The 12,852-nt window shown below is 49.4% G+C and carries 13 protein-coding genes; 7 read left to right on the plus strand and 6 right to left on the minus strand.

The window, feature by feature from the left end:
- Positions 1-96 precede the first annotated feature (96 nt).
- From dnaG to rpsU, 3 genes are all read right to left on the minus strand, one after another.
- Positions 97-2,157 (minus strand): DNA primase, encoded by a 2,061-nt coding sequence (gene dnaG, locus O59_RS16850; protein ID WP_007644757.1) that lies wholly within the window; start codon positions 2,155-2,157, stop codon positions 97-99.
- Between the two features lie 70 nt (positions 2,158-2,227).
- Positions 2,228-2,683, minus strand: a complete 456-nt coding sequence (locus O59_RS16855; RefSeq protein ID WP_007644758.1) for a GatB/YqeY domain-containing protein — start codon at positions 2,681-2,683, stop codon at positions 2,228-2,230.
- 130 nt (positions 2,684-2,813) lie between these two features.
- A complete protein-coding gene (rpsU, locus tag O59_RS16860) occupies positions 2,814-3,029 on the minus strand; it encodes a 30S ribosomal protein S21 (protein WP_007644759.1) in 216 nt (71 codons plus the stop codon).
- 221 nt (positions 3,030-3,250) lie between these two features.
- On the opposite strand from rpsU, the gene tsaD reads away from it, so the two are divergent.
- From tsaD to folK, 3 genes are read left to right on the plus strand one after another with little or no spacing between them, the layout of a single operon-like run.
- Positions 3,251-4,279, plus strand: a complete 1,029-nt coding sequence (gene tsaD, locus O59_RS16865) for a tRNA (adenosine(37)-N6)-threonylcarbamoyltransferase complex transferase subunit TsaD (RefSeq protein WP_007644760.1) — start codon at positions 3,251-3,253, stop codon at positions 4,277-4,279.
- A gap of 11 nt (positions 4,280-4,290) precedes the next feature.
- Entirely contained in the window at positions 4,291-4,662 is a 372-nt protein-coding gene (gene folB / locus O59_RS16870) for a dihydroneopterin aldolase (protein ID WP_007644761.1), read from the plus strand.
- Entirely contained in the window at positions 4,659-5,174 is a 516-nt protein-coding gene (gene folK, locus O59_RS16875) for a 2-amino-4-hydroxy-6-hydroxymethyldihydropteridine diphosphokinase (RefSeq protein WP_007644762.1), read from the plus strand. Before folB ends, folK begins: the two co-directional genes overlap by 4 nt.
- Before the next feature lie 10 nt (positions 5,175-5,184).
- On the opposite strand, the gene O59_RS16880 is transcribed toward folK, so the two are convergent.
- Genes O59_RS16880 through O59_RS16890 form a run of 3 tightly spaced genes read right to left on the minus strand, consistent with a single transcriptional unit; the run spans position 5,185 to position 8,175 of the window.
- On the minus strand, positions 5,185-6,150 hold the full coding sequence (locus tag O59_RS16880; protein ID WP_007644763.1) for a magnesium transporter CorA family protein: 966 nt from the start codon (positions 6,148-6,150) through the stop codon (positions 5,185-5,187).
- A gap of 24 nt (positions 6,151-6,174) precedes the next feature.
- The gene (locus tag O59_RS16885) at positions 6,175-6,921 is read right to left on the minus strand and encodes a pteridine reductase (RefSeq protein WP_007644764.1); all 747 of its coding nucleotides are present in this window, start codon (positions 6,919-6,921) and stop codon (positions 6,175-6,177) included.
- Between the two features lie 33 nt (positions 6,922-6,954).
- Positions 6,955-8,175: a multifunctional CCA addition/repair protein gene (locus tag O59_RS16890; RefSeq protein WP_007644765.1), complete on the minus strand. Its 1,221-nt coding sequence runs from the start codon at positions 8,173-8,175 to the stop codon at positions 6,955-6,957.
- Between the two features lie 401 nt (positions 8,176-8,576).
- On the opposite strand from O59_RS16890, the gene O59_RS16895 reads away from it, so the two are divergent.
- From O59_RS16895 to O59_RS16910, 4 genes are all read left to right on the plus strand, one after another.
- Positions 8,577-9,572 carry a DMT family transporter gene (locus O59_RS16895; protein ID WP_007644766.1) on the plus strand — a complete coding sequence of 332 codons (996 nt, stop codon included), beginning with the start codon at positions 8,577-8,579 and terminating at the stop codon, positions 9,570-9,572.
- Between the two features lie 229 nt (positions 9,573-9,801).
- Complete coding sequence (locus tag O59_RS16900) at positions 9,802-10,506, plus strand: hypothetical protein (protein ID WP_007644777.1); 705 nt, start codon at positions 9,802-9,804, stop codon at positions 10,504-10,506.
- 201 nt (positions 10,507-10,707) lie between these two features.
- Entirely contained in the window at positions 10,708-11,736 is a 1,029-nt protein-coding gene (gene galE, locus O59_RS16905) for a UDP-glucose 4-epimerase GalE (protein ID WP_007644780.1), read from the plus strand.
- Positions 11,737-11,879: 143 nt separating this feature from the next.
- Positions 11,880-12,842, plus strand: a complete 963-nt coding sequence (locus tag O59_RS16910) for a calcium/sodium antiporter (protein WP_007644784.1) — start codon at positions 11,880-11,882, stop codon at positions 12,840-12,842.
- Positions 12,843-12,852 lie beyond the last annotated feature (10 nt).

Here is a 12,852-nt window from a genome sequence, read left to right on the forward strand (position 1 = left end):
CCACTTGCGTGTGTGGATTCTAGGCGACATATGATTGAGGCCCTGTTCTTCGGACTGTTTTGGGTCAATTTGCCGACCTTTGACCGGCTTTTGTGCTCAGTGTTGCAACTTTTTATCCAGAGCAGCGCGCACAAGCGCCTCTCTTTCCTCTTTGCTGAGTTGATTAAAGTTGGTGTTTTTCAACTTAGCCAAGGATTCATCTGCTTTTTTTTGTGTTTGCTGGAGTCGCAGCTTTTGCATCGCATGGGTGAATGCGGCTTCGGTGTCATAGTCGGCTTTAGCAGGTTTGTCTTGCCGTGTTTGCGATATGGCATTAGCAGCTTGCAACAAATCATGGCCAGCAACGGCGGCTAATCGCTCTGTGTTTTCAGCGCCATAAATGCCCCGCCAATAGCCAATCAGATGTGACAGGTTGTAATGTGGGCGTTCATGAAGCACTTTCAAGAGCCGCCCGAGCATTTGACAGTCCAGATCATCGTCCTGCGCTAGCCATTCATCGTGATTGGGTTCCAGGCTGGCGAGGGTTGGATGGGTAAGCAGTAGCGCCAAGGCTTTGCGGACGGGGGGCATCAGGTACTTGCTGCTTGCGCGACTTTGCAAATCAGGCTGATACGGCTTGTTACCCGGCTCGCGTCGCAGGCGTGGCTCTTCGTAGAATTCGTGATAATCCGCTGGTGGCAGTTCCTGAGGGAAGTCGCCATATTCTGCGTCCGGGTATTCTGATGGTGCTGGTGGTAGGTGGTCCCACGCCGGCTCCATTCTTTTAGGTATTGCAAGGTGTGGGGTGCTTTCTTCCTGTTTCTGTGGTGCAGGTGGTGCGCTAAATAGCGGTTGCATCTCGCCTTTTTGTTGCTGTTCCTGAATCAGTTCTTGCAGGATGTTGCGATTAAGCCCTGTGCGGGTGGCGAGGCTTTCAAACATCAATTCGCGGAAAACGCCTTTGGGGAGACGATCCAGTAGTGGTGCCGCACGTTTGCTAAATGTGGCGCGGCCTTCCATAGTGCGGATATTGATGCCTTCCGCAACCGCGTCGAATAAATAGTCCTCAAAGGGCACCGCCAGTTCAATCATGCGTTCGAATTTCTCCGGGCCGATTTGGCGCACGAGTGTGTCCGGGTCTTCGCCTTCGGGCAGAAACAGGAATTTTACCGTGCGCCCATCAATCATCGTATCGATGGAGGCTTCCAGAGCGCGATGAGCCGCGCTGCGGCCAGCCTTGTCGCCATCAAAACAAAATACGACTTCGTTGGTGTATTTAAACGCGCGATCGAGATGATCCGGTCCGCAGGCAGTGCCGAGGGTGGCAACACCGTAACCTATGCCAAACTGGGCGAGGCTGACCACATCCATATAACCCTCTACCACCAGCAAGCGCGGCAGTTCGCGGTAAGCCAGACGCGCCTCGTAAAGACCATACAATTCTTGCCCTTTATGGAACACCGGTGTTTCGGGGGAGTTCAGGTATTTGGGCTTGTCATCGCCCAGTACCCGCCCGCCAAAACCGATCACCCGCCCACGGGTATCGCGGATGGGGAACATAATGCGGTGGCGAAAACGATCGTAGAGTTTCTTTTCCTGTTCCTGATGAATCAGCATGCCGCCTTCAATCAGCAGGTGTTTGTCTTCGTCGTTTTGACCAAGGGCCTTGAGCAGGTTGTCCCAGCCGGGAGGAGCGAAACCTACACCATAGGCTTTGGCGGTTTTGCCATCCAGACCGCGATTTTTGAGGTAGTTAACTGCCTGAAGTTTGCTGGGGTGATGGCGCAGCTGCTGCTGGTAGAATTCGTCTGCCTTTTCCAGCAATGTATAAATGCTGCGTTTTTCCTGTTCGCGTTTGGCTTGCGCTTCGGTCTGGACTTCGCGCGGTACTTCCAGTCCGGTCAGGCGAGCAAGGGATTCAACTGCTTCGGGGAAGCTGAGCCGCTCGTAATCCATCACAAACCCCAGTGCATTGCCGCTCGCGCCACAGCCAAAGCAATAATAGAACTGCTTTTCCGGGCTTACGGTAAAGGAGGGGGTCTTTTCGTCGTGGAACGGGCAGCAGGCGCTGAAGTTTTTGCCGGTTTTGCGGAGTTTGACGCGACTATCGACCACATCGACTATATCGAGGCGGTCGAGCATGTCATCGATAAAGCTCTGGGGGATTAAACCGGCCATGAGGTGCGTCGCTTATGAGCTTATGAAATAGTGCCTGGGCTGTTGTTGCAGTCAGATGGGCTGGTGGCGATCAGTTGCTCAGTTTGGCTTTGAGCAGTTTGCTCACCTCGCCCATATCGGCGCGGCCTTGTACCTGGGGTTTGATCAGCGCCATTGCTTTGCCCATGTCGCGCATTTCGGTGACGCCTGCATCGGCAATCGCCTGGGTGACAATAGCTTCCAGCTCGGCTGCACTCAGTGCGGCGGGGAGCCAAGCTTGGATCTCGCTGATTTCGTAAGCTTCTTGGGCGGCCAGTTCGCTGCGGCCAGCGGCAAGGTATTGCTGTTCAGAATCACGGCGCTGCTTGACCATTTTATCGAGCAGGGCGAGGGCGCGAGTGTCATCAACGTCGATACGTTCATCGACTTCAATGCGTTTGAATTCAGACATCACAAGACGCAAAACCGCGACGCGCTCTTTTTCTTTAGCGCGCATCGCGGTTTTCAAGGCATCATTTATGCGGTCTTTTAGCGTTGGTTGACTCATGACTCACCGTTTGGTCAGTAATACAGGAGTGGAACGCACAACTCGTTAGATGACAGATGCAAACAAGACTAACGAGCGGAACCGGTCAAACTAAGACTATGGCTGCCGAATGTGAGTGGCAGCTAACAACTTAGTACAGACGGGTAAACTTTTTAGATTCGCGTTGAACCTTTTTAGCGTGACGCTTAACAGCGGCAGCAGCATCACGTTTACGAATAGTGGTTGGCTTTTCGTAGCATTCGCGAGCGCGAACATCAGCCAAAATACCTGCTTTTTCACACGCGCGCTTGAAGCGACGCAGAGCTACATCAAAGGGTTCGTTTTCTTTAATTTTTACTGAAGGCATGCTGTTACCTTTAAAAGAGTGCTTAAAAATGATGTCTTGAGGATAGCTACAGGCGTGTAAACACCGCGAAGTATCCGAGGGGTGCGGATTCTATACACTTATTATGGCGGTCGCAACCTTGGGCGCTTCACTGGTGCTGGGTTTTCGTGAGTCCAGCCTTTATCATGGCGCCCTGTTTTTCGGGTTGCTGTCCGGCATGTGGGTCGGGTGAGGTTCTTTGTATGCGTGTACTGGGTTTGGAGACATCTTGTGATGAAACGGGCGTGGCTGTCTACGACAGTGAGCGCGGCCTGCTGGCGCACCGGCTTTACAGTCAGATTGCGCTCCATGCGGAATATGGCGGTGTGGTGCCTGAATTGGCATCGCGCGACCATGTGCGCAAATTATTGCCTCTGATTAATGAAGTCTTGAGTGCCAGTGGCTCCTCGCCTGCTGATATCGACGGCATTGCTTACACCTCTGGTCCCGGTTTGGTAGGGGCCTTGATGGTCGGAGCCTCTATGGGGCGAGCATTGGCTTATGCCTGGAACGTACCGGCGATTGGCGTGCACCACATGGAGGGGCATTTATTGGCGCCTATGTTGGAAGCTAATCCGCCCGCCTATCCTTTTGTGGCCTTGCTGGTTTCTGGCGGGCATACCCAGTTGGTCAAAGTGGATGCTTTGGGCGCGTATGAATTGTTGGGGGAGTCCATCGACGATGCTGCCGGTGAGGCATTTGATAAGGCTGCCAAAATGCTGGATCTGGATTATCCCGGCGGCCCGCAAGTGGCCGCGTTGGCGGAGCAGGGGAGTGAAGGTCGCTTCAAATTTCCTCGCCCGATGGTTGACCGTCCCGGTTTGGATTTCAGCTTTAGCGGCTTAAAAACTGCCACACTCACGACGGTAAATGCCCATGCTCAGGCAAATGGCTTGCCGGATGATCAAACCTGTGCCGATATTGCCAACGCCTTTCAGGCGGCCGTGGTGGATACGCTGGTGATTAAATGCAAGCGCGCGTTGGAGCAGGCGGGAATGAAAACACTGGTGATTGCTGGTGGCGTTTCAGCCAATAAAAAGTTGCGCGCCGATTTGGAAGCCCAGCTCGCCCGCATAGGCGCAAAAGTATTTTACGCGCGTCATGAATTCTGTACCGATAACGGTGCCATGATCGCCTATGCAGGCTGTCAACGTCTGCTCGCCGGGCAGCAAGAAGGTTTGGCAATTAATGTAAAAGCGCGCTGGCCGCTTAATACTCTCTCTCCTCTTTAAAAGAATTATTTATGGATATTGTCTACATTCGCGATTTACGTATCGACACTATTATCGGGATTTACGATTGGGAGCGCGAAGTGCGCCAGACCGTGAGTATCGATTTGGAAATGGCGAGCGATATTCGCAAGGCTGCCGCTACCGATGACATTCAATTTGCGCTCAATTACAAAGCGGTTTCCAAGCGATTAATCGCCTACGTGGAAAACCGTAATGCACTGTTGGTGGAAACGCTGGCAGAAGAAATTGCGCAGGTGATTCGCAGCGAGTTTGATGTGCCCTGGCTGCGTTTGCGTTTAAGTAAACCCGGAGCGGTGCGTGGTGCGCGCGATGTTGGGCTGATTATTGAACGCGGGGAAAAACCGGGAGAGCGCCCGCAATGACGGCAATTTATTTAAGCTTGGGCAGTAATGTTGAGCGCTACAAACACATTAAGTCGGCACTGGATGCGTTGGCAAATTTGTTGGGTGACTTAACAATATCATCAGTCTATGAAAGTAAATCCATTGGCTTTGATGGGCGTAATTTTTTTAACCTTGTAGTGGGCGCGCAGACTCGCTTCGGGATTGCCGAACTATCTGATGTATTGAAACGAATTGAAGATGAGAATGGCCGCAAGCGTAGCGGCCCGAAATTCAGCCCGCGCACCTTGGATATCGATATTTTGACTTACGGCGATTTTGTCGGCGTGGAAAGTGGAATTGAATTGCCGCGCGCCGAAATCACCAAAAATGCGTTTGTGCTTTTGCCTTTGGCTGAAATTGCACCGCAGATACGTCATCCGCAGCTACAAAAAACCTATGGTGAGTTGTGGCAGGCCTATGATCAAAGCTCCCAATCCTTATGGGCAATTGATTTTGAGTGGCAAGGCAGAAAAATTTCTACCCAGCATTAGGTATGCTTGCCTAGAGCCATTTCTTATAAGCAATTCCACCGAAACCGGCAGCAATTACCAGCATGGCACCAAGTGTATAAAAATAGCCATTGGGTTCGCGCAGTTCTGGCATATTTTCAAAGTTCATGCCGTAGATGCCGGCGATAAATGTCAGCGGGACAAAAATTGCCGTGATCACCGTGAGTACGCGCATGGTGCTATTCAATTGATGTGAGCTGATTGATAAATAGCCGTTGATTAAATCCCCGCAAATTTCATAGTACATGGTACACAAACCATGTAGCCGCTCGCAGCGCTCAAATAAATCTTGTAGCGCGTGTTCTATATCGCCATCTTCTTCAATGAGTTGTTGGGGAATATCTTGTAATAAATTAGTGACTAGCTTTTCATGGTAGCTAAAAATTCGTTTTAGTTTGCGCAGGCGCGCTTGGTAAGCAATCAGTTCACGCATCACTTCATCATTGGGCTTTTCCTGCATGGAGTCTTCAAGTTCAGTAAGCGAGGGTTCAAAAGCCAGAATTGCTTCCAAGTAGCGGCCAACAGAAAATCGCATAATGCGCGATGCCAACAAGCCGGGGCTAACCAATAAATTTTCAGTCTGCGCATTTTCCCAATAATGATTAATGCCCATGGAATGGCGCGGATGACAGCTGATCAGGCAGCGTTCACCTGCAAATAATGCGATAGTCATTTGCTGGATGGTCAGGTCTTTATTAAATTCGGTAATGCCGCGATATAAAATGAGCGTGTAATTGTCAAAGGTTTCAGTTTTTGGTGGGTGACGAAAGCGCTGCACGTCTTCGATAGCGAGCGGATGGCACCCCATAGACAGTAAAAAGTTTTTTTCGATGGGCGCTTCCTCACCCAGTAAATCTACCCAAATAAAACTATTAACATTCTCGCGCCAGCGTTGCACCAATTCATCGCCGCCTGTCAGCCACTCACCAGTCGCCAAAAGTAATTGTGCTCTGATCATTATACGTTCCTGCGTTTCTTTGAGTTAAATTGTGAGTGAGCGACCACCATCGACCGCCAGTATCTGACCGGTAACATAGGGCGCGTCATTCACTAAAAATAAAATTGCTTTGGCGATATCCTGTGCCTGCCCGCGCTGCTGCAGCGGAATTTTACACAGCATTTTTTCTTTATCCTCATCGGATAATTTGTTTTCCTGTTCTGGCCATAGTATGGCGCCTGGTGCAATACCATTTACACGCACGCGCGGCGCAAGTTCCTGCGCCAGACTTTTGGTTAGCATTAAATTTCCAGCCTTGGCAATAGAATAGATACTGTGATTGCGCAGCGGCTTTTCGGCATAAATATCGGCAATATTAATAATACAGCCCGCCGCTGCCGTGAGTTGTGGTGCCAGTGCCTGGGCGAGAAAATAGGGGGCTTTTAAATTGGAGCCAATCAAATTATCCCAGTCATCACCACCGGCTTTCCCAAAAGGTGTGGGATAAAAACTGGAAGCGTTATTGACCAGCAGATGAATGCCTTGCCATTTCTCGCTTGCCTGTTTTGCCAGCGCGATAAGTTGTTCGTGATTATTTAAATCGGCTTTAACTGCGACAGCCGAATTTGTACGGATATTATTGAGCTCATCCACCAGTGCTAGCGCATCGGCTGCTGAGTGATGGTAGTGAATCACCAGATTAAAATTGGCAACATGCAAATGGCGCGCTATTTCTGCACCTATGCGTTTTGCTGAGCCGGTTACCAATGCAACTTTAGTGTTATGAGACATAAGGCTATTCCTGCCGGACTATGTGAGTTGTTGTCATGTATTTTTTAATGCAGTGATGAGTGCCAGTCGTTGCTTATCGAGCGCCTCACCAAATGCAGGGCCGCTTAACCCCTGTGCTTGAACTGCGGCGATATCTACATTTTTTGTAGCCTGTAAGCATCGGCGAAAATAATCGGCCTGTGGGTACTCGCGTAATTCAAAGCCCGTGCGTCCGCGCGCATCGGCTTCACAGCACAATAAAAATTGCTCAAAGCGTTCTGGCCTGCGCAGGGCATCAGTTGCATGCAATACTTTTAAAACGGTTGTCGGTTTGAGTTCAAGGGCGCGATGACAGTGTGTATGCCACTGCGCGGTGATGAGTGCTAATTCTTTGAATTCTTTAGGGGCCGCCAAGCGTGCGCATAGATTTTTTACTAGCGGCAAACTGCGATCTTCATGAGCAATATGGCGCGGCCATTCTTCTGGCGGTGTTGCGGCTTTGCCCAAATCGTGCAGCAGTGTTGCAAAGCGGACGCAGGTATTGCCACCTAGTTTTACGGCTTGATGCAGGCTCATCAGGGTATGAATACCAGTATCTATTTCAGGGTGATGGACGGCGGTTTGCGGTACACCAAACAGCGCATCAATTTCAGGAAATAGACGCGCTAGCGCATTACAGTCGCGCAACACTTCAATAAAAATTTCCGGGTTGTTTTCACCCAGGGCGCGCTCCGTTTCTTTCCATACCCGCTCGGCAACCAAATGATCCACCTCGCCATTGGCAACCATGGTTTGCATGAGCGCAATTGTTTCTGTGGCAACACGAAATCCCAAGTCATGGTAGCGCGCGGCAAAACGGGCGATACGCAAAATGCGCACCGGGTCTTCGGCAAACGCGGGGGATACATGGCGCAATAATTTGTCAGCGAGATCTTGCTGACCGTTGTAGGGATCAATGATGTGGCCGCACTCATCTTGTGCCATCGCATTAATGGTGAGGTCGCGGCGGATAAGGTCATCTTCCAAGGTCACTTCATCGCCGCAATAAAAACTAAAACCGCCATAACCCTTGCCGGTTTTGCGTTCGGTGCGGGCGAGTGCATATTCCTCTTTGGTGTGCGGATGCAGGAATACCGGGAAGTCCTGCCCCACAGGCATAAAGCCACGGGCGATCATTTGCTCGGGGCTGCTGCCGACTACTACCCAATCTTTTTCGGTAACGGTGCGGCCTAATAATTTATCGCGGACTGCGCCGCCAACCAGATATGTTTTCATCGCTTTTTGTCATTACATCTTTTCATGAAAAATCAGGGCATGAGTATAGGGTAATTAATTGGATAAAAAAAACGCAAAAATGACTTGTGGCTGAACAGAAATTAAATTAACCTCGCCTTAGTTTTACAAATCCTTATAACCTTAGATCAATTAATTATGTACCAAATGAATTCCATCAAGCACGTCGCCGCACTACGACCAATTTTTTGGTGCGTGGTCATGGCGCGTTGCTTGGCGGAATTTGTTGATTAGTTGAATAATCGTTATAAACAAAGGCCGCAGCATAAAAAACTGCGGCCTTTTTGTTTTCCGGGTTTCAGTTTTTAATCAGCAATCATTGCTGACGTTGTGCTGCGGCGAATTACCAATATGTTGCTCATAGGGCAATAAGGAGTTATGCCGTGGCCGTATTTTTTGCTTATTTTTCGGTGGTGCTCATTTGGGCTACCACACCTCTTGCAATCCAATGGAGTAGCGATAGCCTGAGTTTTGTCGCGGCGGCTACTGCGCGCATGTTATTGGCCCTGGCTCTTGCACTATTTATTCATGCACTCTTGCGTCAATCGCTTCAAGCTTACTGGAAGCAGCGCAATATTTATTTTGCCGCTTCGCTGGGGATTTTTCCGAATATGCCGTTGGTGTATTGGGCGGCACAATTTATCCCTTCTGGTTTGGTTGCCGTTATTTTTGCGTTGTCACCGTTTGTTACTGGTGTGATGACGCTGATCCTTTTAAAACAAAATCCGTTTGGCATTAAACGTGTGCTCGCACTGTTGTTGGCGATTAGTGGTCTGCTGGTGATTTTTTATCAGCAAATACGTTTGGATGCCGATTCAATTTACGGTGTGGTGGGGATTTTGTTGTCCTGCGTGCTGTTTAGTTTCAGCAGTGTATGGGTCAAAAAATTAAGTGGTGATACTCAGCTGCAGGCATCCCCTTTTCAGCAGGCAACCGGCGCGTTGCTGTTTGCATTGCCGGGATTATTGCTCAGCTGGTGGTGGATGGACGGCAGCTTGCCGACGCAGGTATCACTGAAATCTGCCGGTGCCATTGTTTATTTGGCGATTGTAGGGTCGCTACTGGGAGCTGTGATGTTCTTTTTTATTTTGCAGCGGCTATCGGCGAGCGCAGTATCGCTCATCACTTTAATGACACCGGTGCTGGCCATAGTGATAGGTAAACAACTGGCCGATGAGGCGCTGCCTTTAACCACGTTAATTGGGGTGGGCATAGTACTTATCGCCCTCTTGTTGTATTCGCCCTGGTCGGTACGTGAGTGGCGGCTTGCACTGAGTGCAGCATTGTTGCGTTATTTGCGGGCGCCAGCCGCTGACGATCAAATTGACGCGCAAATCCTGCTGGAAAAGTCGCGCGAGGATGTAATTCGTTATAAGTGATAGTTATTGGTGCGTACACAGCAAAAACGCTCGCATTGTGCGCACTATTTTGGTGCTAAGGCTTGTTTCGTTTTTGGTATTCAATCTTGTATTCAATGGCTAACTTTTTGATTTTTATCAAAAAAATAAAATTGGCGTGGTATCTGCAATGGTCTGCTCAGGCTAGTGTGAATTATCAATAGCTGCATTAAAAGACAATTTAAAAGACCATTAATTAGAGGAAGAACTCATGAAAATGAAACAAAAGTTAGTTGCTGGTGCAATCGCTCTTTCTGCAATGGCAGGTTTTTCTGTGCCAGCCGTTCATGCTGCTGAAGTTGCTGCCTCTGTTGGTGCATCGAGCATGTACTACTGGCGTGGTTTTGATTTGTTGGGTGGCGCCGCATTGATTGGTGACATCAATGTCAGCAGCAACGGCTTTGTTGCTGGATTGTGGACTTCTTCTGGCGATAAAGTTCTTGGCACTGAATATGACATCTATGTTGGCTACTCAGGCAGTGCTGGCGACTTCTCTTACGGTGTAAGTGTTGTTTCTTACAACTACGCCAACCCCACTGGTACATATATGGAAGAAGTGGGCGAAGAAGAAGTAGAAATGACTTATGAGCCTGTAAGCCCTGGTGACTACGTGGAAGTAATTCCATTCATCGGCTATGGCCCATTCAAGGTCACTTATTACGATGCAATTAATGCAGACCATAATTACTTCTCTGAAGATTATAGCTATGCCACGGCTGAGCTGAACTTCGAAAAAGTAAATGTAAAATACGGTCAACACATGGATGACGGTGATGCAACCGCATCGCACTTGGATGTTACCTACAAATTCAATGATAAGTTGAGCTTTACCTTGGGTCAGATCATCGATGATAACGATGGTGCTGCTCCTGATGAAACTAACTTTGTGGTTACTCTGTCTCTGCCAATCATGTAATTCTGACGTTATTCAGTTATGCAAAAAGGGTGAGCCTCAGCTCGCCCTTTTTTATTGGGATTATTTTGCGATTTATCGATGTATCATCTTATTTAAATAATAATTATATGATTTAATAAAAGATTCTTCCGTAGCCCTTATGTTGTGTTGGTAAGTCTGTTTCAATGCACGCCTGCGGCTTTTATTTATAAGGAATCTTACATGTCTCGCACACCTATTCTTGTAACCGGCGGTGCCGGGTTTATTGGCAGCCACGTCTGCGTGGAGCTTATCAATCATGGCTATTTGCCGGTGGTGGTGGATAACCTCTGCAACAGTAAATTTGAAGCGCTCAAGCGCGTGGCAACTATCGCCGGTGTTGAGCCGGTGTTTTATGAAGTGGATATCAATGACAAAGAGGCTATGCGCAAGGTGTTTGCTGCGCACAGTTTTGCGGCAGTGATGCACTTTGCCGGTTTGAAAGCGGTTGGTGAATCCAACCAAATTCCCATGAAGTACTACCGTTACAACGTGGCGGGTAGCCTGTCGCTGACGGAGGTAATGGAAGAATTTAAGGTCTGGAAACTGATTTTCAGCTCATCCGCTACGGTGTATGGCGACCCGGTTTCAGTGCCGATTGATGAATCCTTCGCGACCTCTGCCACTAATCCTTATGGCCGCAGTAAATTAATGGTTGAGGAGATGATGCAAGACATCGCCAAGGCTCCCAAGAGTCAGTGGAACATTTCACTGCTGCGCTATTTTAATCCGGTCGGTGCTCATGAAAGCGGCATGATTGGCGAAGATCCAGCCGGTATTCCTAATAATTTGCTGCCCTTTGTGGCACAGGTAGCAATTGGCAAACTCAAGGAATTAAGTGTGTTTGGCGATGACTACAGCACGGTTGATGGAACCGGTGTGCGCGACTATATCCATGTGGTGGATTTGGCTAAAGGACATGTCGCTGCCTTGCAGGGTTTGGATAAATCTGGCGTCGGCTGCCGCGCCTATAATCTGGGTACGGGCCGCGGTTATTCTGTGCTGGAAATGGTGAAGGCGTTTGAAGTTGCCAGTGGCCGCCCTGTCCCATACAAAATTGTGCCGCGTCGCGCTGGTGATATCGCCAGTTGTTACGCTGATCCAGTCAAAGCTAAAAGCGAGTTAGGGTGGACGGCTGAGTTTGGCCTGGAGCGCATGATGCAGGATGCCTGGCGCTGGCAATCTAAAAACCCGAATGGGTACGATAGTTAATCGCTGCTACCACAAGCTGCCCGTTGAACAAAAAGCCTGCGCATCGCGCGGGCTTTTTTGTGGCTGACGAATCATTAGGGTTTAGGCAAAGCGTAAATTTACCGTTATAGTTGCGACCAAATTTAAACTCTGGAGGCTTATCCATGATTCATTTGTTCTGGTTATTTGTTGGCTTGGTATTGCTAACGGTTGGCGGTGAGGCGCTGGTGCGCGGTGCTTTGGCTGCAGCCCGACGGCTTGGTGTGTCGCCGTTGTTGGCGGGTTTGGTGATCGTCGGTTTTGGAACATCGGCACCTGAATTGGTGGTGTCGGTGCAGGCGGCAATCAGCGGCTCGCCCGCAATTGCATTGGGCAATGTGGTGGGAAGTAATATTGCAAACATCCTGCTGATCTTGGGTATTAGTGCGGTAATCATGCCCTTGGTAACCCATATCAAGTCCTTGCGTCGCGATGGCCTCACCATGCTGTTTGCAACGCTGTTGTTCATGGGGCTTGCGAGCTTTGGCGGTTTGGGGCGTCTGGAGGGGATTTTAATGCTTGGGTTCCTTACGGCCTATCTGGTTTGGGCATATCGTACTGAACGTGAGGATACTTCCAGTCCTGAGGCCCAGCTCCATCAAGCTGAGTCTGAAGAAATTGAAGTTGTCCCTATGACTATACCCATGACACTACTGGCGACCATTGGTGGTCTGGCGATGCTGATTGTGGGCGCGAATCGATTCTTGCTTGGTGCGGTTGGTTTGGGGCAGGAGTTGGGGGTGCCAGAGGCAATTATTGGTTTGACAGTGGTTGCAGTGGGAACTTCGCTGCCTGAATTAGCTGTGTCAATTATTGCGGCTATTCGCAAGCATGCAGATGTTGCCGTGGGTAATATTATTGGCAGTAATATCTTTAACATCCTTTGTATTTTGGGTGTGTCATCGATTATTTCGCCTTTGCCCCTTGAGGGGCGTCTGCTCAACATCGATCAGTTCGTTATGTTGGCGGCCGCTGTGATCCTGTTGTTGTTCCTGTTTTTTGGATTGCGCTTGTCACGTCTTAAAGGAGCTATTTTGCTCGCTGGTTACGTCACTTATATTGCCGCCATGTTTGGCTTACAAAGCTAAAGGTGATTTT

The sequence above is a fragment of the Cellvibrio sp. BR genome, from assembly GCF_000263355.1.
Lineage (GTDB): Bacteria > Pseudomonadota > Gammaproteobacteria > Pseudomonadales > Cellvibrionaceae > Cellvibrio.